Origin of the sequence: Psychrobacter sp. HD31 (assembly GCF_051097895.1) — a bacterium.
GTDB lineage: Bacteria > Pseudomonadota > Gammaproteobacteria > Pseudomonadales > Moraxellaceae > Psychrobacter.
The window spans coordinates 838,553-862,237 of the sequence record NZ_CP142525.1 but is presented as its reverse complement, the minus strand read 5'-3'; the positions used below and the strand labels follow the sequence as shown (position 1 = coordinate 862,237).

The following is a 23,685-nucleotide window of genomic DNA, read 5'->3' as shown; positions in this document are numbered from 1 at the left end:
TGCTGGGGCGTAAGCGATTTTGGTCTTTAATTGGTTACATAATTTAAAGACCAAAATTAATCCGTAAAAATAGTATGAATTTATAATACCGCTAAAATGCTACTTGAGCAAGAGAGAACAGGAGAGAACAAGAAAGAAGAGGCGTAGTGAATTTTAGTGAAAAAAAGTCACTAAAAAATAACAAAGGATAATCGTAATTTTAAGTTAGTCGTTAACGGCAATATTAACCAGCGTTAATACAAACAAATCATTTAAGCCACGTTTTTTTCTGTTGTTTTGTTTGTATTATCTGTTTGACTGTCCATATTGGTATCCGAGTTTGGTTGGTTATCTAACTCATCTTCTACGTTTTCAGGTTCTGGGTTGTCACTGTCGGTGATTAGATCGCCACTGGCGTTGCCTGCCAATAAATCCCTAAAGTTAATTTGTGATTTTAAAACCAGTTGTTCTGGTTCTACAACACCATAATTAACCTGAAACTTATATAAATTGGTCATAATTTTTTCATTTTTACGTAACCAACGACCAATATCGATATAAAATACGTTGTCTTTTACTCGGGCAAGTTTAATCCGTTGTAAGATCATGCCAAGTGGGTCATCCCCTGTGATTTTACGGTAAAGTTTAATACCATTTTGAATGGCAATGCGCTTAAGATAAGAGGCGGCATGCAGTTCTAACACCTCTGTGTTGCCTTGCTGCGCAAAAACTAACCGCTGGTGATAACGGTCTAATTGGATATGTACCAGCTTAAAATTACCGGCTACTTGAGCATGTATGCCGGCAATATTGACAGTACAATACAGGCGAAACCAGCCATCATTAAGTTCAATACGCATGTTTAAAATGGCTTTTACATTGCGAGTCACAAATTTGTGGAGTGCCTCGTTAATTTGTTTTTGGCTAACCGTTAACAGCATTTCATCATCAATTCGATGGCTAACTGCTTCAATAGGTTCTTGCAAAAGTTGATTAATACGCTGCCATAAGTTGAATAGGTTATTAAATTGCATAGAGTTTAATTGATTGCTTAACAATGATGAGGTTTGATAGCATAACATATATCATCGATAAAAGTAGTAATGGACAAAAAATCAGTGTTATTATGGCTACTATGGCACGTTTTTGTTGCTGCCCAGTAAAAAAAGAAAAAATGGTTTTCTTTAGTAAGGTTATCTAAAATTGTTTGATATAACTTTGCTTTTTGCTAGTATACCAGCCAAACTTGAATTAAAAAGCTAGTGGCTAAGGTCACTAGCTTTGTTACTTTTAATATTTAAAAAACATTAATTTATTAAAATATTTATCATTAATCTCTTTTAACAACCTTTATTATATGAGGTTAAAAGTTAGAAGATTTTGTAGTGTAATCATCATCAGTTTTTTATTAAAAAACACCTAATTTACAATGGGTAAATGTTTGTTTTTTAATATGTTGGAGATAAAAAATGAACTTTGATGTGACTGAACATATGAATTTGATAGTTAGCATCTCTAAAAGTATCGCTTTTGCGATTGTTATTTTTGTTGTGGGGCGGTGGATAACTAGAAAAATAGTTGATTTTGCAACAAAAGTTATGGAACGTAGCAAAGTGGACGATACGATTGCAAACTTTTTGGGCAATGTATTGTACGGTTTTTTACTCATAATTTTGATGATGATTGTATTGAGTACGCTGGGTGTTGATAGTTCATCTATGATTACCATTTTAGGTGCCGCAGCCGTTGCGATTGGTTTTTCGTTAAAAGATCAATTATCAAATTTTGCAGCAGGTGTATTAATTGTGGTTTTTAGACCTTTTAGCCGTGGTGATTTTGTTGACATTAAAGGGCTACAAGGCACAGTAAGAGATATTAGCCTAATGAATACTCGGTTAATCACTTTAAATAACCATGAGGTTATTATCCCTAACAGTGAAGTAACCAGCAATGCAACCACTAATTTTACCTCTCTACAAAATCGACGAGTTGATTTAACGATTAGTATTAGTTATAACGCTGATATTAAAGTAGCAAAAGATGTAATTTTGGCAGTGGCTACAAACCATGATGCTGTGTTTTCTGATCCTGCTCCTGAGGTTAATGTTGTGGGGCTTGGTGATAACTCGGTAAACATCGAGTTGCGTTCATGGACAGCTAACCAATCATGGTTGCAAGTGCGCTCTGATATATTAGAAGAAATAAAATATGCGCTAGATAGACATAATATTGAGATACCTTTACCACAACGTGCTGTGCATCTTATTAAAGAAGAAGATAACTTTAATTAAAGTTTGTTTAAATGCCAGCGACTAAACTGGTTGTCATATGGATTAAAACCCTCATTAGCAAATGCAAGTGAGGGTTTTCTATGTACGATGCTTATTGCCATGACGGTGGTGTTAATCATATGGATTGGCAATATTTAATTTGGTTAAAATATCAATTTCAAAACCTTCCATTTCAATCCGTTCATCTTCGCCCAACTCGTGGTCAAAGCCTAGCAAATGTAATGTGCCATGTACCAGTAAATGGGTGAGGTGGTCAGCAATGGTTTTGCCTTGTTCGTTTGCTTGGCGTACAACAACCTCATGGCAGATGACCAACTCTCCAAGTGGGATGCTTGGTAATACGGTTAGCATTTCAGCAGGTAAGTCACTTGGATACGATAAGATATTGGTGGCGTAGTCTTTGCCTCGTGCCTCGTGGTTAAGTTGTTTGCCTTCTGTTGGGTTTGTGATGTAAATATCGAGTTCTATTTTTTTATCAAAATCGGCTTGATGTACATGAGCAAAGTAGGGCAGGGTTAGTCCATTTTTAACACGGGTGAGCATGTCATCAAGCGTGGTAGCGATGATGTTTTTCAGCTGGTCTAGTTGATAAAATTCTGCAATGGTATTGGCACAAACTTGATTAGCATGGTTTAGGTTTATGAGTGGGCTTGTTATTGGAGTTGTCATGATGATTGATATTAATTTTTTTTAATCGTGGTTTTATCTAAAACGACTAATGTTTTATGTTATAAAAGTTTTACTATTGTAAAAAATAAGCTGGGTAACAACCCAGCTTAGATTCTAGCATGTTAAAAACATATTACATTACATACACATAATTTAAAACTAAACATTAAACCTAAAGTGCATCACATCGCCATCTTGCACGATGTAAGTTTTGCCTTCTAAGCGAGACTTACCAGCAGCAGCGGCGCCTTTCTCACCTTCATATTCAATAAAGTCATCATAGCTGATAACTTCTGCACGGATAAAGCCTTTTTCAAAATCAGTATGGATAACGCCCGCGGCTTCTGGCGCAGTAGCACCCACTTTTACTGTCCAAGCACGTACTTCTTTCACACCAGCGGTAAAGTAAGTTTGCATGTTTAATAACTCATACCCACCACGGATAACACGGTTTAAGCCAGGTTCATCAAAGCCTAAAGTTTCTAAAAACTCAGCTTTGTCTTCTTCATCTAGCTGGGCAATTTCTGCTTCAATTTGGTTGCATAGTGGAATCACTACCGCTTCTTCATCTTTAGCAAGCTCACGTACTTGATCTAGATAAGGGTTGTTTTCAAAGCCATCTTCATTCACGTTAGCGATGTACATGGTTGGTTTGAGTGTGATTAAACCGTAACTTTTGATAAGGTGCTTTTCTTCTTCATCAATCCCAGCAAGGCGAGCTGGTTTGCCCTCTGATAAAAATGGCTCTAGTTTTTCAAAAACCGTTAGCATGGCTTTGGCTTCTTTATCGCCACCTTTTGCTTTTTTAGCAAGGTTGGTGATAGCGCGAGTTACCGCCTCTAAATCTGCCAAGGCAAGTTCTGTGTTAATCGTTTCAATATCATCTAGTGGGCTGACTCTGCCATCAACGTGTACAACGTTATCATTGTCAAAACAACGTACCACATGGGCGATGGCATCGGTTTCTCGGATATTGCCTAAAAACTGGTTGCCCATGCCTTCACCTTGTGATGCCCCTGCAACCAAGCCAGCAATATCCACAAATTCCATGGTGGTTGGCAAGACACGTTCTGGTTTTACGATTTCGGCAAGTTTATCTAGCCTTGGGTCTGGTACAGGTACGATACCTGTGTTTGGGTCTTTAGTACAAAAGGGGAAGTTTTCTGCCGCAATGCCAGCTTTGGTTAATGCGTTAAAAAGGGTTGATTTGCCGACGTTTGGTAAGCCGACGATACCACAGTTAAAGCCCATAGGAGTTCTCTCTTAATAAAAGTTTAATATCAAAAAATTAGAATAAAAATTTGTGCTGTATTGTAGCAAATCTTTTGCAGCTTGTAGAGTTTATAAATGTTTGGTTGTGCAATTATGATTAAACGATAAAGCTGGGTGATTTAAACGAGGTGATTTAATGGCATGTTAGGCTGTTATTGAGTTTCAACAAGACCAACCATCACACCCATGTTTTTCTTGTCATGACGATTGATTGTTGGCGCATACAGTGCAGAGGCGATACCACCATCAAAAAATAAAGCATTTTTACAATTTAACTCATTTTTAAAAAGGTGAGCAAACTCATAAAAATTAACAACGGAGGCACTGGTTACAAATTTAATTGTTTGTTTGCCCTCATGTTCACAAATACCCACACCATTGCGTATTTTTTTTGAGGTACTATCTGGCTTAAATTTTGGATGAATTTTGCCATTAATGACGAGCATTGGTCCAGATTGAGTTGCATAAAGTGGTTTTGTACCATTTTTTAATTTGGTAGCCATCGTTTGGCTTTCGGTAACATAATAGCCTGTTTCATCCCACCAAAAAACACCATTTGGTAAAAGGTGAAAGTTGCCACCACCCTCATTTAAGTTTAATGACAAAACTTGTTGACCATTTATAACGGTGTAGCCGATAGGAGCAAAGGCATCATTATACATACCAGCGTTAGTGGCAAATTGTAAGGTGGCGTTTTTAGCTAGGCTGTTTTGGGCTGCTTCAAACGTAAAAAGGGGTTGGGCATTTTGGTTAGTGTTATCACCACCTGCCCGCCAAAAAAGTTGTAGGTCAAGTTTGCTATTTTCATCAAGCAACTTTGCAGAGTCCGCTTGGCAAATAGAATAAGCAAAAGGTTCATTGACGATTTGGCAAGCGGCTAACAAATCATTGTTTGTAGCTTCATAATTTCCGCAAGCGGTTAGCAAGGTCGCCATGGATGTACTTATGCTGGCAAGTAATAAGTTTTTTAGGTGTTTTTGTGGGTATTTCAAATTTGCCTCAACACAGTGTTTTGATTTTATATTTTACAATGAGTTAATTTGGGTGTATGAGTTATTAAGACCAGTATTATAGCAGGGCAATCTTGTAATGTTGTCATGATAATGAAAAATAAAAATTACATAATGAGCAAAATAACCGCTTGATTTATAATTAAAAGTGATAAAACCTTACCATTTAGTTTATATTTCATTATAATGTGCATTAGTTTTTGGGTAAATAGAAACTCATTAAAGCTACATTTTTTTATACAACATTAGTAATATCGAAACAGGAGTCCATTATGGCTATCGAACGTACTTTATCAATTATTAAACCAGACGCTGTTGCTGGTAACCACATTGGCGAAATTTATGCACGTTTTGAAAAAGCAGGCCTAAAAATTGTTGCAGCAAAAATGCTACATTTAGATGATGAGCTAGCTGGTGGTTTTTACGCAGAGCATAAAGAGCGTCCATTTTACAATGACTTAAAAGCGTTTATGACATCTGGTCCTGTTGTTGTTTCGGTTTTAGAAGGTGAAAACGCAGTACTGGCACACCGTGAGATTATGGGTGCAACTAACCCACAAGAAGCAGCCGAAGGTACTATCCGTCGTGACTTTGCAACCAGTATTGACCAAAATGCAGTGCATGGTTCAGATGCAACAACATCAGCTGAACGTGAAATTGCTTACTTCTTTAAAGATGAAGAAATTTGCCCACGTACTCGTTAATTATGTGCGTGTAGTAAGCTAAGTTTTAAAAAGCCTGTTTATACAGGCTTTTTTTATGTGCTAACAATATTGTTAAACAAAGATATTGGTGCGATGTGGTTATGACTTACTGCGCTTTTATTTATAGCTCCTTTAACTTACCGCACTTAATTTTTGTACTTAGACATTTTGGACATCCATGCCGGTTTCATCGTGTTTGATAACGGATGTTTCTGTTAATGCCTGTTGTTGCCATAATTGCATGCTTGGATGCGTAAGTAGGGTATTGATATAAGTTTGTGATATTTGATTCAATTGGATATCAGAATAGTGGTTATAAGTTTTAAACCTAAATGCTAGGGGGGCAAAAAACACATCAGCCAGGCTAAGACTCCCCAAAAGATAGTCTCCCTCATTTACAAATTCTTTTCGATACTTGTTAAAGATTTGCTCAACTCTGTTAATGTCATTTAAACAGGCTTGACTAGGCATTATTTGCCTTTTGGCTCTTATGTTCATTGGCATTTCGTTCCGTAGAGCTAAAAATCCTGAATGCATTTCTGCCACTAGACTATGGCAAATGTCAGGGTGGTTGCCCCACATGTTTTTGTCTTTAAACTTATTGGCTAAAAAGCCAGCGATTGCAAGGCTGTCCCAAACCATACTGTTGGCATCCTTGTATGCTGGTACTTTGCCTGTTGGGCTGTACTGTTGCAAAATTGGCTTGGCAGAGTCACTAAATAACTCTATTTGAATCTCCTCAAACTCAATACCAAATGCGTGTAGGGCGAGCCAAGCCCTTAATGACCAAGTAGAGTAGTTTTTATTACCGATAACTAACTGCGGTTTGTTAGATAAGTTCATAATTAAAATTCCATTCGTTTAATGTTAATTGCTAAGAAGGTGGATGAAATTTGATTATGAAATAAAAACCATGTATTAACCAACGATAGTTATTAATAGTAGCTATTAACAAGTCTAATACGTTATTTTGAAATAATCTTGTACAATAAAAATTCAATGGTCATCAATTGGTAATATAGTCATGGATATAGAAGCCTTACGCAGTTACATTGCTTTTGTAGAAACAGGGAGCTTTACGCGTGCTTCCTTACAGGTACACCGTACTCAAAGTGCCATAAGCCAACAAATGAAAAAACTAGAAGAACAAACAGGCAAGGTTTTGTTTGTAAAGGCTGGGCGTAAACTGATGCTAACCGATGATGGTCGGTTTTTACTGGGCTATGCACGTCAACTGGTGAGTTTAAATGATGATGCATTAATACAACTACAACGTAAAAATAGTTCCCGCCCTTTGATTTTAGGTTGCCCAGACGATTATGTTGATAAGATTTTACCAAAAGTAGTAGCGGGTATTAAACAGGTTGCCCCAGATTTGAGTATTGATATCCGCTGTGATAACTCGGCAGGCTTACGTAAGCAAATGGATAACGGTGATATTGATGTTGCCATTGTTACCAGTAAGTCGCAAAATGAAGGCTATTTTTTGCAAAACGATCGGGGCGTGTGGGGGTATAACGGCAATAAACAAGCTCTCCAAGCTTTATTTAATCAACCTAAAATCCCATTGGTTTTGTATGATAAGACTTGCCATTTTTATCATGCTGCGGTTGATGGATTTAATAAAATGGGTAAAGCTTATGAGATAGCAGCCATATCAAGCAGTGCCAGTGCTATTGTAAGTTTGGTAAAAAGTGGGCGGGGTATTACAACTATGGCAGAGGTTAGCTTGTCAGGCTTGCACGCCATTAATCAAAATGATTGCCCGTTTTTATTGCCCTTTTTGCCCGAGGTAACTATTGAACTGGTATTATCAGCAAATGCCCACCCAGGTTTTGGGCGTGCTCAAGTCGCAGCGGTGGCTAAAACATATACTTTAGATTAAACAGCGTTTTTAATACGCAAATGAGCTTTAGCGATGCTTAAAATAAGTCATTAACTACATCAACTAACGATCGCTAGGTTTGGCAATATATTTAAAGTTTTGCTAGTTTGGTTTTTCCTACATAGTGCCTACTAAATTGATAAGCAATACGACCAGAGCGTCCACCACGTTCAGAGGCATGACGTAATGCGCTTGCTTCTGTATCTGCTGTCCACTCAATATTTTCTGCCAATACATAGTGTTTTGCAATGTCTAAATAGGTTTGCTGGTTCATTGGATAAAAAGATAGCCAAAGCCCAAAACGGTCGGATAATGACACAGTTTCATCAATGGTTTCAAAAGGGTTAACTTCATCGGTTTGCCCATTGTAGATGTCTAAATTGTCCTTCATCATTTGTGGTAGTAGGTGCCGACGGTTGCTGGTAGCATAAACGAGCAGCTTATCTTGTTCTGAGTCTAAGGCACCATCTAGTAAACTTTTTAACGTTCGATAGTTTTCATCTTGTTTATTAAATGCCAAGTCATCACAATAAATAATATAACGGCAATTATTTTCGATATTGTTATTACGATTGTCAGATAATTTACTAATCGCCGCACGGATTTTATCTAATACGTGCAGGTCATCTCTTGCAACCTCAATAACTCTTAGCCCATCTTTATTAAAATCTTTTAGCAACGCACGTACTAATGAAGACTTACCCGTACCTCTAGAACCAGTCATTAAAACATGGTTAGCTGGCAAGCCTGCCAAAAACTGGCGTGTATTTAAAATAATTTTTTGTTTTTGAGTTTCAATGCCAAGCAAATCATCTAACGATAAAAATAAATTGGCATCTATCGGCTGCAAGCTACCTTTAATGCCACCAACCCAGCGGTAGGCTAGTTGCTTTGGGTTAATTTCAACATGTTTGCTGGTTTGTTCTGCAAAATATTGCATTAGCAAGTCTATCATACTGCTTGGTAACGTAAGGTTTGCTGTTGTTAGGCTTTTTGGGTTGATATTTGGCATAAGCGAGACGGTTTAAACAGTGTCTTTTTAATGATGCTTATCATAGTGCCATTTTAAAGGGTATCATGCAATGGCGGCTTAACGGTTTGAGATTTTATTATAGGGTTAGACAATGTTAAAATACTAGGCAACTGTATAAAGGGGTTGTTATGAAAAACATTTTTATTTTAAGTTTAACTTGCTTGTTAATTGTTGGTTGCTCTGACAAAAAAGCAAGTAGCGCAACAGAAGAGACAAAAGAGGACTTAACCCAAACAACGGTTGAATTGGTTGCCCAAGAAAAAACGTTTGGTGTAACCCCAGAAGTTTTTAGAGAAAATTTGGTTACACAGGCAAAGGCATTGGGTAATGGCATTGATTGGAATCATGTTGAGCTAGAAGAAGGGGATGAATTTGATAGCTTTACGATTGGACTAAGCAAAAATGCGACCATGTTTGGCGTTGTTGATAAAAATGGTGAATTAAGAGCCGTGGATTATGCTTTGGCACAAACGGACAATCTAGAAAGTGACTTAACCAGCTTAGTAATGATGGGGGGTATGACCGCTAAAGCAATTAACCCTGACATTAAAACAAATGAAGTAATGGATAAAATTGTTGAGCTTTTAAACCTTACAGCAAGTGATTTTGTAAAAAATGGCGAGGCAAAACAAAGTGTGATATTGGATGACATTGATTATTCAGCAGCGATGACAACCGAAGGGCTTTGGCTGATGCTAAAACCAAAACAATAGCAATTGTACTAAAAATAGTGTTATTAAAATCTACCAGCCGATTTGTGAATAAAAACGCAAGTCGGCTTTTTTTTATTGGCTGCGGTTTATGTCTGTTTACATTAATTGAATAGTGATTTTTAGATAGGGGTTGACGTAGATAAGTAGCGATGTCACTCATAAACGGTATCGCTAATAAATAAAGAATTACAGGCACAAAAAAACCTGCTTTTTAGCAGGTAATTTAACGTTGCGTACTAACTAAATGATGGTGGGGCTGGAGAGACTCGAACTCTCACACCTTTCGGCACCAGAACCTAAATCTGGCGTGTCTACCAATTCCACCACAGCCCCATATTGTTTAACAGATTAATTGTTTCTGTCTGTCACTTGGTTAGTGCGTCTTAGTGGATGTGTATTATATAGGTTTTTATTTTGTTGGCAAGTACTTTTTTACAAAAAATATCTATTTTTATAAAAATAGATATTATATGACTGTTTATTAAAGGGTTAATCTAACAGGGTGAAAATTTTTTCTTCTATCTCATCCAATAATTGCACTCGTTTAGACTGCTCGGAGGTGTCCCAGCCTTTCGCCTTTCTACTGGCGGACTGTTCTTCTTGTTGTACTTTATAACTTTGTACAGCATTTAATAAAAGGCTAAGTTCTTTTTGTTCAAATGGGTTAGTTGACATGTCTACATCCTTGAAAATCAATAAAGCCTTGCAAATGGGCGGTTAGTGGGTAATCCGTTTTTGTCTTAGTTTTAATTAAATTGTTCAATTCAAAATAACAGGTTTTTGATAAAAAGTCAGTTTTTTTAAAACAATGCTTATCTGTTGGTAAAACCCTAGGTTATTTACGATAGTAAGTGTCAAAATATCAGAGCTACCATTTTGTGTCTAATCCAAGCTGTTGGATTTTTCGGGTTAGTGTGTTGCGTCCCCAACCAAGTAGTTCGGCTGCTTTGCCTTTGTTACCTTTGGTATGTGTTAATGCTGTGTCAATCATGACGGTTTCAAAGGTTGGCATCGCACTGCTTAAAATTTCATTTTTGCCGGCTTGCAATGTTGCATTTGCCCATTGCTGCAAATAGATAGCCCAATTTTTAGAGGAATCGTTGTTGCTAATGGGCGTTAAAGGTTGTTTTAACGTTTTGTTTGAAATAGTATTTGTTAAGCCTACCATTTGCTCTTGCTCATATATCAGTGGCTCATCAGGCGTTTGAGTCTGTATAAATTCTAATAGTTCTGGTGGTAAGTCTTCAATCATCACGGTATCGCCAGCGGCCATAACGGTTAGCCATCGGCAAGCATTTTCTAATTGGCGAACATTACCTTGCCAGTTAAATTGCCGCATCACTTGCATGGCTTCATCACTCATCAGTTTTTGTTTACTGTCAAGCTCTTTTGCGGCTTTGGATAAAAAGTGCTCTACTAAGGTCGGAATATCTTCTTTTCTTTCTCTTAAAGCAGGTAAGGGCAGTCGAATAACGTTTAACCGATAAAATAAGTCTTCTCGAAACTTTCCTTGTTTAACCAATTCTTCTAAATTTTGGTGTGTTGCGGCAATAATACGCACATCCACTTTAATGGGTTTTTGTCCACCAACTCTAAAAAATTCGCCATTAGCAAGCACACGTAATAGACGAGTTTGCGTGCTAAATGGCATGTCGCCAATTTCATCCAAAAACAATGTGCCACCATTTGCTTGTTCAAACCTACCTTGCCGACTGTTTGTTGCGCCTGTAAATGCGCCTTTTTCATGTCCAAATAGTTCTGACTCAATTAAATCATGTGGTATGGCAGCCATGTTTAGGGCAATCAGCGGTTTTTGGTTGCGTGGAGAGGTTTCATGCAAGGCATGAGCAACCAACTCTTTACCTGTACCAGATTCACCCGTGATTAAAACGGTAATCGGTGAGTGCGCAAGTCGACCAATCGCTCTAAACACATTTTGCATGGCAACAGATTGCCCAATAATACCACTTGGGTTTAAATTTTGTTGTTTGGGTTTTTTTCGTGCTTTAGGTTCGTTGTTTTTTGGGGAGGCAGTTTTATTTTCGTTAGCGCTTTCTTTATTGTTGTGCTCACTTGTATTGCTGAGCTTATCTTTATTTGTATTTGCCATTGCTTTTATGCCCACTGCTTTATTGACAATGGTAATGGCTTCATCTAGATCAAAGGGTTTGGGTAAATATTCAAAAGCGCCGGTTTGGTAACTATCGACTGCGGCTTTTAAGTCAGAGTGCGCTGTCATAATCACAACGGGAATGGCAGGAAAGTTTTTGTTAACCCAATCACTAAAGCTAAGTCCATCCATCATTGGCATACGTATGTCAGTTAAAATCACATCGGGTAGTTCATCGTCAGGTTGTTTGCCCTGTTTAATTTCATTTAAGCGCATCCATGCGCCTTGCGCCTGGGCAAAGCTAATGACATTAAAATCGGCACTTTCAAAGTTATCCTCTAAAACCAGGCGAAGGGCTGGATCATCATCAATTAACCACATGGTCGTAGCGGTAGCTGTGTGTTTTTTCATTGTTTTTGCCTATATTATTGTATTGATTGCGATTATTTTGCCTACTTTAAATTAGCGATAATACTATCAACTCATTTGGTTATGGTAGGGTGCTCAAGTGTTTTGTTGGGTCGTTTTTAGGGTTAGGATGAGAAAAAGGCAAATAAATACTAAAGGTTGTTTTGCCTTTGGCAGATTTTACCTCAACTTGTCCATGGTGTTGTTGAATGATATTTTGCACAATCGATAAGCCGAGACCCGTACCTTCTGCACGCCCAGTGACTAAAGGGAAAAATATTTTATTTAGTAAGGCGTCATCAATACCATTCCCGTTGTCGGTTAGGCTGATTTTTGCAACTTGTTTGTGCTTGGTATTACCAACGGTGTATTGAAACTCAACACGAGTGCTTATCGTGAGTTTTGGTTGATATTCTGTTGTATTATCTAGTGTCTCTTTTGCCATTTGCAATTCAACCTGCTTTTGTTGCATCGCTTCTATGGCGTTGGTAGTTAGGTTTAAAAAGGCTTGGATAAGCAAGTCTTTATCAGCAATAACATCTGGTAGTGATAAATCATAATCTTTTATAATTTTTAAATCTGGGTTTTGGCTGTGTGCTAATGTTAATACATGTTCAAGGGGGATGTGTACATTCATTGACTGCCAATTTGGTTGCTGCTGACTCCCCAATATTTGTTTAATGAGTTGATTTAATCTGTCTGTCTCATTAATAACGATATTGGCATAGGTTTGGATTTTATCATCATGAATTTGCAGTTTTTTTAATTGTCGCTCTAGTAATTGAGCTGCGCCTCGGATACCCGCTAATGGGTTTTTAACTTCATGTGCAACCGAGCGCAACATATTGCGTGCAATGTCATACTGTTGTTGGTCTAAGTGCTCTTGCGATATGCGATGGTGACGATCTTTAGACCAAATTTCTATTAAAAACTCTGTTTTATTCTCATTAAGGGTGGGGGTTACGCTATAGTCAACAAATAAGGATTGTTTAATAGCCGTAATCCAACGGTCATAGCTAACAAAGGCTTGAAAACTGTTTTTGGCTTTATCAAACTGGGCTTGTATTGAGTCTGTTTTTAATGAGTTAATGCCATTGTCTTTTTTGCTTGGCAAAAGTATGTCATAAATAGACAGTCCAACCAGCTGTTTTGCACTGGTGTTTAGTAGTTGCTCGCATGCCATGTTTACCCAATTAATATGACCATCTGTATCTGTTACTACCATTGATGTAAAGCTATGATTAAAAACAGGTGACAGCGATTTGTCATACAATAATGGTTGTAACGATTTGTTTGCATAGCTTTTATCGTTTGTCTTATTGTTTATCATAATTGGGTGGCTTCTCTTTTCTTTAATGTTATTTACTTTTCATCATGCAAAAATAGTGCCTAAAGATTAACTTAGTAGTTGCATTGTTTTAAGTCGATTCTAACCTAATTTTGATAGATATGCACTAATTTGGTGCAAGGCTGTTAAAAGTGATGATGTGAAGTATGTGGTACTCTGTTTTTTGGTTTTATAAAACCAACATATAAAACCAATGCAAAAAATGTTAAAATCTGCGGCAATTTTAGTTATCTATTTTAAACATTATGACCAACCCAGTCTCGGTTTTTAACCCGACCCCAAAAAATGATAGCCAGCAAGCTAACCACAGCAACGCCAGCCAATCTCAAGAGTCGCAAGCTTACCACCATAAAGCCAATCATAATCAAAATCGCACGCTTGAGCAGAGTGCCAAGCAGGTGACTAATACACCAGTGACAAATAAAGCCCCAAAAGTCGGTTTTGTATCCTTAGGTTGCCCTAAAGCCTTAGTTGATAGTGAGCGTATTATCACTGAGTTAACGAAAGGTGGTTATGATGTGGCAGGCGATTACGATGGTGCAGATTTAGTAGTGGTAAATACCTGCGGGTTTATTGAGTCGGCTGTTCAAGAATCATTAGATGCCATTGGAGAAGCAATCCATCAAAACGGTAAAGTCATTGTCACAGGGTGTTTGGGTAAAGATGCCGAAAAAATAAAAACCATGCATCCAGCTGTGCTGTCGGTTACTGGCGCGCATGCTTATGAAGAAGTGGTTACAGCGGTTAACACACATGCCCCGATAGCAGACAACCTAAAAAACCAAGAAGATTATGATCCAAAAATAGATTTGATTGATGCGGGTATTAAACTCACCCCAAGCCATTATGCGTATCTTAAAATTTCTGAAGGCTGTAATCATCGTTGTACATTTTGTATTATCCCAAGTTTGCGTGGCGATTTAGACTCAACTCCTGTAGATAAAGTAATGGCAGAAGCCAAAGCATTGCAAAATTCTGGCGTTAAAGAACTGTTGGTTATTTCTCAGGATACCTCGGCATATGGGCTGGATTTAAAATATAAAACTGCCTTTTGGGATGGTATGCCGCTTAAATCAAAATTCTTTGATATGTGTCAGGCAATGGCAAAATTAGGTAAGCTTAATGATACTTGGGTACGTTTACATTATGTCTACCCATATCCACATGTGGATAAAGTCGTTGAATTAATGAAACCTTGTAACAATGGATTAAACGGTGGTTTATTGCCGTATCTTGATATTCCTTTGCAACATGCCAGCCCAAGTGTTCTTAAGGCAATGAAACGCCCAGCACATAGTGAAAACACCCTAGAGCGTATTCAAAAATGGCGTGAAATATGCCCAGAAATCGTTGTCCGCTCTACTTTTGTGGTTGGTTTCCCTGGCGAAACAGAAGAAGACTTTGAATATTTGTTAGATTGGTTAAAACAGGCTCGTTTAGATAGAGTGGGCTGTTTTACTTATTCTGAGGTAGAAGGCGCAAAAGCCAATGAGTTACCAAACCCTGTACCAGAAGCGACAAAAAAAGACCGCTATAACCGTTTAATGGCATTGCAACAGCAAATCTCTGCCCAAAAGTTACAAGAAAAAGTTGGGCGTACCATGCGTGTGTTAATTGATGAGATAGACAGTGTTGAAAATATTGCCATTTGTCGCAGCTATGCCGATGCTCCAGAAATTGATGGGCATGTTTATGTGGATAATATTAATCAAAATGTTAAAGTTGGGCAGTATTTAACGGTAACCATCGACGAGGCAAGTGAGTATGATTTGTTTGCCAGTTTTGTGTAATTTGAAAGTCCTGTATACATAAATTGGTATTAAAAATCTGTAAATTTTGTTAAAATCCCTAAGATTTACATAAAATTGACTTTACTGGTCAAAAACTAAATTTTATCTTGTAAAAACATAACATAAAAGGTGGCGTATGTCTGATAAAACCCCAAGCTATAATCGTATTTTATTAAAACTATCTGGCGAGGCGTTAGCTGGCGGTCAAGGAATGGGCATTAATGCAGATGTATTAAATAAAATGAGCCTTGATATTGCGCATCTTTGTGGTTTAGGTGTGCAGGTAGGCATTGTTGTGGGTGGTGGTAACATTTATCGCGGTGCAGAGCTACAAAAGCAAGGTTTAGTGGGGCGTGTCACGGGTGACCAAATGGGCATGCTTGCTACTGTGATGAATGGACTGGCAATGCGAGATGCCTTAGAGCGTCGTAATATTAAAACTCGTTTATTGTCTGCTTTGCCAATTGGTGAAGTGACAGAAGGTTTTAGCAGCCGCAATGCAAACCGATATTTAACAGCAGGCGAAGTTTGTATCTTTGTTGCTGGTACAGGTAATCCGTTCTTTACTACTGATACAGCAGCTTGCCTACGTGGTATTGAAATTGAAGCAGACTTGATTTTAAAAGCAACTAAAGTGGATGGCGTTTATGATAAAGACCCAGCAATCAATGATGATGCTAAAAAATATAATAGCCTAACGTTTGACGAAGTTTTAGAGCAAAAACTAGGCGTTATGGACTTAACTGCCATTGCTTTATTGCGTGAGCACAATGTGCCTTTGCAAGTATTTGATATGAACAAAAACTACGCCTTAATTAATGTGATTACGGGTGAAAATGAAGGCACTTATGTATCACAATAGTGAAGCGTTTTTATTACAAATAAAACCCCCATGTTTAAAAACAGATTTGATTATAAATAAATAGGAATCATCCATGATTAATGAAATTAAACAAGATGGCGAAAGCCGTATGAGCAAAACGCTAGAAGCTCTTGATAATGCGTTTCAAAAAATCCGTACAGGTCGTGCGCATCCAAGTATTTTAAATGGCATTATGGTTAGCTACTACGGCGCAGATACGCCGCTTAACCAAGTCGCTAACGTGAGTGCAGAAGATGCACGTACACTATTGGTGCAGCCATTTGACCGTACCATGGTTGAAGCAATTGATAAAGCAATCCGTGAGGCAGATTTAGGGTTAAACCCAATGACAGCCGATGTGATTCGTGTGCCAATGCCTGCACTGACCGAAGAAACACGCCGTGATATGCAAAAACTTGCTCGTAGCGAAGCAGAAAACAGTCGCGTATCAATCCGCAATATCCGCCGTGATATGCTAGGTGATATTAAAGATTTAGCAAAAGAGAAAGAAATTTCAGAAGATGAAGAGCGTAGAGCAGGTGATGACATCCAAAAAATTACCGATAAGTTTATCGCCACCATCGATGAGAACTTAGAGAAAAAAGAAAATGAGCTGATGGAAGTTTAATTATCAGTTTTATTCGTTGTATGATTGAATCATTGGATGTCGAAGTACATTCAATGATTTGTTTGTTAAATTTACCTAACATGTGTTCTTTATGAGTCAACCATCTTTTTCTTCTTCTATCCCTAAGCACATTGCCATCATCATGGATGGTAATAATCGTTATGGTAAAGCAAATAGCTTAGCAACAGGAGAAGGGCACGTTAAAGGCAAAGATGCCTTAGACCCAATTGTTGAGTTTTGTCTAAACAAAGGCGTAGACGTGCTGACTGTTTTTGCCTTTTCTAGCGAAAATTGGCAACGTCCTGCCGATGAAGTCGCCTTGCTAATGCACTTACTTGAACAAAGCATCCATGAGCAAATCCCTAAAATGGACAATTATCAGGTTCGTTTGCGTTTTATTGGTGACAGAAGCCAATTAGACATAGGCTTACAAAAGTTGATGGCGCAAGCAGAAGAAAAAACCGCCCATTATGATGCCATGACACTGGTGATAGCCATTAGCTATGGCGGCCAGTGGGATATTGCGAATGCAGCCAAACAGCTTGCCAAAAAAGCAGTTAGTGGTCAGGTTGATGTCAAAGATATCAACGTAAACACACTGGGTAACTGTGTAGAACTTGCCGATATACCTGATGTCGATATGCTTATCAGAACTGGTGGTGAGTATCGCATTTCAAACTTTTTGTTATGGCAATCTGCTTATGCAGAATTATTTTTTACCGATACATTATGGCCAGACTTTACTGATAAAGAGCTTGAAAACATGATGGTAGAGTTTGCTAATCGCCAACGTCGGTTTGGAAAGACCAGTGAACAAATAGAAAATAAAACTTAATCTATAATAGCAAAAATAACAATAAACACGTAAAAGCGTAAGCAGTTTTAACGATTTAATTTAAAAGGTATCTCTGACATGTGGCAACGTATCCAAACAGCATTAATCTTGGTTCTCATTGTTGGTTTGGCGATGTTTGCAAGCAGCTCACCCTATCTATTTATTGCAATGCTGATTGTTGGGATTGCCCTTGCAGCACAAGAGTGGACTCAATTTTTACCAAAGCCTGCAACAACCACAAGCATGGTTCATACCCCAACGTTTTATGTAGCAACGGTGTTGGTTATTAATGTTGTTTCTTTGGCGTTTCCTGTTAGTTGGGTAGGCTGGTGGTCAGCATCTATTATTGTTTGGTTGTTTGCCGTTATCTGGATTCTGCAGTATCCTAAAAAAATCAGTTGGTTTGATTCTCGCTTAACCCTTGTTGGTGTGATATTAATGACTGCGGCAATGACGGCAATGTTCTATTTGTGGTCGTTATCTCCTTGGTGGTTGATGTATGTGTTTGTGTTGGTGTGGAGTGCTGATACTGGCGCATATTTTGTAGGCAGAAAATTTGGTAAACATAAAATGGCACCCAGCGTGTCGCCCAATAAAAGTATGGAAGGCTTATTTGGTGGTTTAGCAACGGGATTAATTGCTGTATTGTTGGTTGTCACATTCAAGCTAGATTATACGGGCTTGGCATTGGTGTTTTTTGTTTTACTGTCATTATTAACTATTATTGCGTCAGTATTTGGTGATTTATTAGAGTCTATGTTTAAACGGCAAGTTGGCATTAAAGATTCTGGCTCAATATTACCAGGGCATGGGGGCATCTTAGACCGTATTGACTCACAGCTTTCGGCAATGCCAATTTTTGCATTAGGATATTGGGCAATACAACAATTTATAATTTAGCAACTATAGTTAACTTAACTTATCAAAGTTCATATTTATTTAACTTATCAAAAAAGGTGTTTAAGTGACTCAACAAATCGCCATACTTGGTGCAACAGGCTCAATTGGTACAAGCACACTTGATATCCTTAATAAACATAAAGATAAATTTAGTGTTTATGCTTTGTCTGGCTTCAGTCGCCTTGATAGACTGTTTGAGCTTTGTCAGCAATTTTTGCCTAAAAGAGTGGCAGTTGCGCAAAAAGAGGTTGATGCATTTACAACACGTTTGCAAGATGCGGGTTTAAAAATTGAGGTTGTTGGCGGACAAACTGGGCTAAAAGATATTGCCTCAGATAGCCAAGTTGATACTGTGGTGGCATCAATTGTTGGTAGTGCAGGGTTAGAGTCAACACTTGCAGCGGCGCAGGCAGGCAAACGAATTTTGCTTGCCAATAAAGAAGCCTTGGTAATGGCAGGTGAGTTGATGATGTCAGCAGCGCGCCATGCAAACGCTACCTTATTGCCTGTTGATTCTGAACATAATGCAATTTTTCAAAGCTTACCGCAAGCGGTTCAACAACATAGTGAAAATATTCACAATATTGATTATGGTATTCGCCAATTATGGTTAACAGCTTCAGGTGGTCCTTTTTTGCATTCAGATTTTAAACAAATGCAAATGGCAACGGTTGAGCAAGCTGTGGCACATCCTAATTGGTCGATGGGACAAAAAATATCTGTTGATTCTGCTACTATGATGAATAAAGGGCTGGAATTAATTGAAGCTTGCCATTTATTTAATTTACCTGAAGATAAAATTAAAGTGGTGATGCATCCCCAAAGCATTATTCATTCGTTAGTTGAATATGTAGATGGCAGCATTTTGTCGCAAATGGGCTCGCCCGATATGCGCACGCCAATTGCCCATTGCTTGGCATATCCACAACGTATTGAAAGTGGTGTACAACGTTTAGACTTATACAAAATGAGTCAGCTGGAGTTTTTAGAGCCAGATTTGCAAAAGTTTGCGTGTTTACGTTTAGCAAGGCAAGCAATGCAGGCAGGCAGCTGGGCAAACATTAGTTTAAATGCCAGTAATGAAGTAGCGGTAGACGCATTTTTACAAAAACAAATCAGGCTGACAGACATTGCAAACATTAATGAGTTAGTATTAGAGGCGATGTCAACCAATGCAAATTCGGCAAATACAATTAATAGCCTTCAACAAATTTTATTGGTTGATGGTTCTGCCAGACAAGCTGCCCAAATGGCAATCAATCGTTTATCGTTGAAATAGCTCATAACCCAAATAGCATCATGCTATCCATTTATTTTAATATTTTTTTGAAATGACACTTATTTATACAATCTTAGCTGCAATTTTTGTTTTAGGTCCTTTAATCGCTTTGCATGAGTGGGGGCACTATATTGTTGCCCGTTTGTGCGGTGTTAAAGTGATTACGTATTCTATTGGTTTTGGACCAAAACTGCTGAGTTGGACCAGTAAAAAAACGGATATTAACTACTGTGTTTCGGCATTACCACTTGGTGGCTATGTAAAAATGCTAGACAGCCGAGAGGTAAAAGTTGCGGAACATGAAAAACATCTCGACTTTAACAGTCAACACCCATTAAAAAAGATAGCCATTGTATTGGCAGGTCCGTTAATGAACTTTTTGATTGCGATTGTATTATTTTGGGTGCTGTTCATTACCCCAAGTGAGCAATATAACACGCGAATAGGTTCTATTGTGCCCAACAGCTTTGCCCAAACAGCACAAATGCAAGCTGGAGATATGATTAGTGCGATTGATGGTAAACCAGTAAATGACTGGGAAGCAATTAATTATAAATTAGCTGATTATATGGGAGAAACCAAAAATATCACGGTTACAGTGACACCTTATCAGGGTGATACGGCACTCAATACAACAAAAAACTATCCAGTTGCTATTAAAGAATTTATGCAAGGTGACGATAAAGGCAAAAGTCCATTAGCGGCTTTGGGTGTAGCACCTTGGCAACCAAAAATCAAACCGGTAGTTGGGCAGTTAAGCGAAGATGGTGCAGCAATCCGTCAGGGTATGCAAGTGGGAGATGTCATCACGCATATTAATGGTACTAAAATTAATGACTGGTTATCTGCCGTCAACATGATTCAGGAAAATCCAGAAAAATTACTTGCTTTCACGGTACTACGTCAGGGCAGTGCGGTTGAATTACAAATTATGCCACAAGGCAAAAAAGATGATAATGGCAGAGAAGTTGGCTTTTTAGGTGCAGGTGTTAAGCCTGTTGATATTAAAGTGCCAGAAAGTTATAAAAAAATGGTGGTTTATGATCCTATCACTGCCATTGGCAAAAGCTTTGATAAAACGGGGAGCATGTCATGGATGACGCTTAAATCTATGGGAAAAATGTTAACTGGCATGATAGGGATTGAAAATATATCAGGTCCTATTACCATTGCTAAAGTTGCTAAACAAACGTTCGAAATTAGCTGGCAAGCAGTGGTTTCTTTTGCTGCAATCATTAGCGTTAGTCTTGCCGTGCTTAACTTATTACCAATTCCGGTATTGGATGGTGGGCATATGTTGTATTACCTAATTGAGCTGATAAGAGGCAAACCATTATCTGAAAAAACGCAATTAATAGGGCTTAATATTGGGATGCTATTAATGATGAGTTTAATGCTATTGGCAATCACATTGGATATTGGTAGATTGCTGTAATGAAACTTTTATGTAGGCATTTGTTACGCTGGCGTTTTTATTAAGAAATATTTTGTAAAACTATAGACAAAAGGTCGCATTTACCTTACCTTAGTCAAATTAAATGAAGATTAAATACAATTACGAGAACATCATTTATGAAACATTCTAACCTTGTAGTACTTCCATTAGTTGCAGCGATGATATCCGTATCTGCGCATGCAGAGCAAATAGTGACGGATATTGAGTTTAGTGGTTTACAACGTTTGTCTCAAACCAGCTTGTACCCATTATTACCGATTTCTGCTGGTAGTAGCCTAACAGAAGCACGTTTGGCACAAAGTATTGAAGCTCTGTACGAAACAGGTAACTTTGCTAATATCCAATCGACTGTTAATAATGGTAAGGTTTTATTTGAGGTTGTTGAACGACCAATTATTGCCGAAGTTAATTTTGATGGTAACTCATTAATTCCTACAAAAGGTTTGGATGCTGGGCTAAAAACAGCAGGTTTGGCACCAGGGAATGTCCTTAAACAGTCGACATTAAATGGGGTTGCAAACGAGCTACAACAACAGTACATATTACAAGGCTACCATAACAGTGATATTAAGGTTAATCAGACTTTATTAGATGGTAACCGTGTCAAATTAGATATTACTTTTGATGAAGGCAAAGCAGCAAAAGTTGTCGACATTAATGTAAGTGGCAATAACCATTTTAGTGATGGTGATGTTAAACGCGCATTTTTATTAAAAGAGAGCGCATGGTATCGCTTTTTAAGTAACTCTGACCGTTATGCAAAAGATAAATTGGCAGCAAGTGTTGAAAAACTGAAAACCATGTACATGAACGAAGGTTTTGTTCGTGCAAAAGTTAATGTGGCAGATGCAAAATTAAGCGATGATAAAAAAAGCGTGAATATTAATGTTGATATCACAGAAGGCGAGCAATATAACTTTAATAGCGTTGGTTTTAAAGGTGACAAAACTTATGACGAAGCTATATTGGCAGATTTAGTGACCTTTAAAAAAGGTGACCTCTTCTCAAAGGCTGAACTAGAAAAAACAACCAGCGCAATTGCTAACCATTTTGGTAATGATGGTTTTTACTTTGCAGAAGTTCGTCCTATTACGCGTATTAATGATGCAAATAAAACGGTTGATGTAGAATATTTTATGAATCAATCAGAGCCAGTTTATGTGCGTCGTATTAATTTTGTTGGTAATACCAAAACAGAAGATGAAGTCCTACGCCGCGAAATGCGACAACTAGAAGGGGCATTGTCGTCTAATGAAAAAATTCAACTGTCACGCACCCGCTTAATGCGCACTGGATTTTTTAAGGATGTAAAAGTTGATGTCGTGCCAGTACCAAATCAACCAGATCAGGTTGATATAAATTACACGGTAGAGGAGCAAGCCACAGGCAGTTCTACATTAGCTGCTGGTTATTCTCAAAGTGGTGGTTTGACGTTCCAGGCAGATTTATCTCAGCGTAACTTTATGGGTACAGGTAACCGAGTTAACTTAGGCTTTACTCGAACAGAATCTCGTGATAGCTATAGCCTTGGTTTAACCAACCCTTATTTTACTGAAGATGGTGTATCGCAAAGTATCAATGGTTATTATCGTAAAACAAAATACGATGATAAAAATGTGAGTAACTATGTGATGGATTCTTATGGTGGTACATTGCGTTATGGATACCCAGTTAATGAAAACATCCGTCTTAGTGCAGGCTTAAATGTTGATAAAACAAAAGTACGTGGTGGACGTTGGATGGGTATTTCTAATGTACAAGACATGCTGGATGATGGTGTTGATATAAAAGAGTTTACGAGTAATGATGATCAAAGATTTACTTTAGAAAACGACTACACGACTTATAACCTACTGTTAGGTTGGAACTATAGCAGCTTAGATAAACCTGTGTTTCCTACAAAAGGTATCAGTCATGATGTTGACTTAACCCTTGGTTTTGGCGATAAAACATATCAAAAAGCGGTTTATAAAGGTAATATTTATTACCCACTGTATAAAGACAATTTTGTATTGCGGGGTTATACCAAACTTGGTTATGGTAATGATTTACCGTTTTATGAAAACTTTTATGCTGGGGGTTATGGCTCAGTACGTGGTTATGATACCTCAAGTTTAGGTCCAACGTCTCAAGCCCTTTATGATACTCAGGTTGATAAAAACTATGTGCATGAAGAAGTTGGCGGTAATGCCGTTGCAACTTTTGGTACCGAGCTAATTTTACCGTTGCCATTTAAAGGAGATTGGACCGATAAAGTACGTCCAGTGTTGTTTGTTGAAGGTGGTCAAGTATTTGATACAACCGGTAAAGAAGACGAAAAGTTTTCTTACGGTAAAGCGAAGGACATTCCGCTATTAGAGCAAGACAATGAATTCCGCTATAGTGCGGGTGTGGGTACAACCTGGTATACGCCCATTGGTCCTATTTCATTAAGTTATGCGGTACCATTTAACGATAAAGAAGGCGACAAGACTGAGAAAATACAGTTCCAGATTGGTAATGTATTCTAATTA

Annotated in this window: 21 protein-coding genes and 1 tRNA gene; 12 read left to right on the top strand and 10 right to left on the bottom strand. The window is 38.0% G+C overall.

The annotated features are described in order from the left end of the window. Window positions 1–251: 251 nt before the first annotated feature. Window positions 252–1,013 (bottom strand): hypothetical protein, encoded by a 762-nt coding sequence (locus tag VH441_RS03695; RefSeq protein WP_434354135.1) that lies wholly within the window; start codon window positions 1,011–1,013, stop codon window positions 252–254. 435 nt (window positions 1,014–1,448) lie between these two features. Here VH441_RS03695 and VH441_RS03690 point away from each other — a divergent pair, with 435 nt between their 5' ends. Then, window positions 1,449–2,270 carry a mechanosensitive ion channel family protein gene (locus VH441_RS03690; RefSeq protein WP_434354134.1) on the top strand — a complete coding sequence of 274 codons (822 nt, stop codon included), beginning with the start codon at window positions 1,449–1,451 and terminating at the stop codon, window positions 2,268–2,270. 111 nt (window positions 2,271–2,381) lie between these two features. On the opposite strand, the gene ybeY is transcribed toward VH441_RS03690, so the two are convergent. The 3 genes from ybeY to VH441_RS03675 form a co-directional block, all read right to left on the bottom strand. Then, window positions 2,382–2,939 (bottom strand): rRNA maturation RNase YbeY, encoded by a 558-nt coding sequence (ybeY, locus tag VH441_RS03685; protein WP_434354133.1) that lies wholly within the window; start codon window positions 2,937–2,939, stop codon window positions 2,382–2,384. Between the two features lie 159 nt (window positions 2,940–3,098). After that, complete coding sequence (ychF, locus tag VH441_RS03680) at window positions 3,099–4,190, bottom strand: redox-regulated ATPase YchF (RefSeq protein ID WP_434354132.1); 1,092 nt, start codon at window positions 4,188–4,190, stop codon at window positions 3,099–3,101. A 173-nt stretch (window positions 4,191–4,363) separates the two neighbouring features. Continuing rightward, complete coding sequence (locus VH441_RS03675; RefSeq protein WP_434354131.1) at window positions 4,364–5,203, bottom strand: phosphodiester glycosidase family protein; 840 nt, start codon at window positions 5,201–5,203, stop codon at window positions 4,364–4,366. A 290-nt stretch (window positions 5,204–5,493) separates the two neighbouring features. On the opposite strand from VH441_RS03675, the gene ndk reads away from it, so the two are divergent. After that, entirely contained in the window at window positions 5,494–5,925 is a 432-nt protein-coding gene (gene ndk / locus VH441_RS03670; RefSeq protein ID WP_434354130.1) for a nucleoside-diphosphate kinase, read from the top strand. Between the two features lie 159 nt (window positions 5,926–6,084). Here the strand turns inward: ndk and VH441_RS03665 are convergent, their stop codons facing one another. Next, the gene (locus VH441_RS03665) at window positions 6,085–6,768 is read right to left on the bottom strand and encodes a glutathione S-transferase family protein (RefSeq protein ID WP_434354129.1); all 684 of its coding nucleotides are present in this window, start codon (window positions 6,766–6,768) and stop codon (window positions 6,085–6,087) included. A 181-nt stretch (window positions 6,769–6,949) separates the two neighbouring features. On the opposite strand from VH441_RS03665, the gene VH441_RS03660 reads away from it, so the two are divergent. Further along, window positions 6,950–7,810: a LysR family transcriptional regulator gene (locus tag VH441_RS03660; RefSeq protein WP_434354128.1), complete on the top strand. Its 861-nt coding sequence runs from the start codon at window positions 6,950–6,952 to the stop codon at window positions 7,808–7,810. Window positions 7,811–7,901: 91 nt separating this feature from the next. Here the strand turns inward: VH441_RS03660 and VH441_RS03655 are convergent, their stop codons facing one another. Then, the gene (locus VH441_RS03655; RefSeq protein ID WP_434354127.1) at window positions 7,902–8,822 is read right to left on the bottom strand and encodes an ATP-binding protein; all 921 of its coding nucleotides are present in this window, start codon (window positions 8,820–8,822) and stop codon (window positions 7,902–7,904) included. Between the two features lie 149 nt (window positions 8,823–8,971). Between VH441_RS03655 and VH441_RS03650 the strand changes: the two genes are divergently transcribed. After that, a complete protein-coding gene (locus tag VH441_RS03650; RefSeq protein WP_434354126.1) occupies window positions 8,972–9,556 on the top strand; it encodes a hypothetical protein in 585 nt (194 codons plus the stop codon). 248 nt (window positions 9,557–9,804) lie between these two features. On the opposite strand, the gene VH441_RS03645 is transcribed toward VH441_RS03650, so the two are convergent. The 4 genes from VH441_RS03645 to glnL all read right to left on the bottom strand — a co-directional run bounded on the left by VH441_RS03645 (window position 9,805) and on the right by glnL (window position 13,404). After that, window positions 9,805–9,889: transfer RNA gene (locus VH441_RS03645), tRNA-Leu, on the bottom strand. 156 nt (window positions 9,890–10,045) lie between these two features. Then, window positions 10,046–10,231, bottom strand: a complete 186-nt coding sequence (locus tag VH441_RS03640; protein WP_434354125.1) for a hypothetical protein — start codon at window positions 10,229–10,231, stop codon at window positions 10,046–10,048. A 193-nt stretch (window positions 10,232–10,424) separates the two neighbouring features. Continuing rightward, the gene (locus VH441_RS03635; protein WP_434354124.1) at window positions 10,425–12,077 is read right to left on the bottom strand and encodes a sigma 54-interacting transcriptional regulator; all 1,653 of its coding nucleotides are present in this window, start codon (window positions 12,075–12,077) and stop codon (window positions 10,425–10,427) included. 79 nt (window positions 12,078–12,156) lie between these two features. Further along, window positions 12,157–13,404, bottom strand: coding sequence for a nitrogen regulation protein NR(II) (glnL, locus tag VH441_RS03630; protein ID WP_434354123.1), 1,248 nt, complete (start codon window positions 13,402–13,404; stop codon window positions 12,157–12,159). Between the two features lie 263 nt (window positions 13,405–13,667). On the opposite strand from glnL, the gene rimO reads away from it, so the two are divergent. The 8 genes from rimO (at window position 13,668) to bamA (ending at window position 23,682) form a co-directional block, all read left to right on the top strand. Then, a complete protein-coding gene (gene rimO / locus VH441_RS03625) occupies window positions 13,668–15,212 on the top strand; it encodes a 30S ribosomal protein S12 methylthiotransferase RimO (RefSeq protein WP_434354122.1) in 1,545 nt (514 codons plus the stop codon). 136 nt (window positions 15,213–15,348) lie between these two features. Then, window positions 15,349–16,074 carry a UMP kinase gene (gene pyrH / locus VH441_RS03620; protein WP_434354121.1) on the top strand — a complete coding sequence of 242 codons (726 nt, stop codon included), beginning with the start codon at window positions 15,349–15,351 and terminating at the stop codon, window positions 16,072–16,074. A 73-nt stretch (window positions 16,075–16,147) separates the two neighbouring features. Further along, a complete protein-coding gene (gene frr / locus VH441_RS03615) occupies window positions 16,148–16,702 on the top strand; it encodes a ribosome recycling factor (protein ID WP_434354120.1) in 555 nt (184 codons plus the stop codon). A 91-nt stretch (window positions 16,703–16,793) separates the two neighbouring features. Further along, window positions 16,794–17,537, top strand: a complete 744-nt coding sequence (gene uppS / locus VH441_RS03610) for a polyprenyl diphosphate synthase (protein ID WP_434354119.1) — start codon at window positions 16,794–16,796, stop codon at window positions 17,535–17,537. 78 nt (window positions 17,538–17,615) lie between these two features. Then, window positions 17,616–18,437 carry a phosphatidate cytidylyltransferase gene (locus VH441_RS03605; RefSeq protein WP_434354118.1) on the top strand — a complete coding sequence of 274 codons (822 nt, stop codon included), beginning with the start codon at window positions 17,616–17,618 and terminating at the stop codon, window positions 18,435–18,437. A 64-nt stretch (window positions 18,438–18,501) separates the two neighbouring features. After that, the gene (gene ispC, locus VH441_RS03600; protein ID WP_434354117.1) at window positions 18,502–19,716 is read left to right on the top strand and encodes a 1-deoxy-D-xylulose-5-phosphate reductoisomerase; all 1,215 of its coding nucleotides are present in this window, start codon (window positions 18,502–18,504) and stop codon (window positions 19,714–19,716) included. Window positions 19,717–19,768: 52 nt separating this feature from the next. Continuing rightward, the gene (rseP, locus tag VH441_RS03595; protein WP_434354116.1) at window positions 19,769–21,151 is read left to right on the top strand and encodes an RIP metalloprotease RseP; all 1,383 of its coding nucleotides are present in this window, start codon (window positions 19,769–19,771) and stop codon (window positions 21,149–21,151) included. 137 nt (window positions 21,152–21,288) lie between these two features. Further along, window positions 21,289–23,682: an outer membrane protein assembly factor BamA gene (gene bamA, locus VH441_RS03590; RefSeq protein WP_434354115.1), complete on the top strand. Its 2,394-nt coding sequence runs from the start codon at window positions 21,289–21,291 to the stop codon at window positions 23,680–23,682. Window positions 23,683–23,685: the final 3 nt, after the last annotated feature.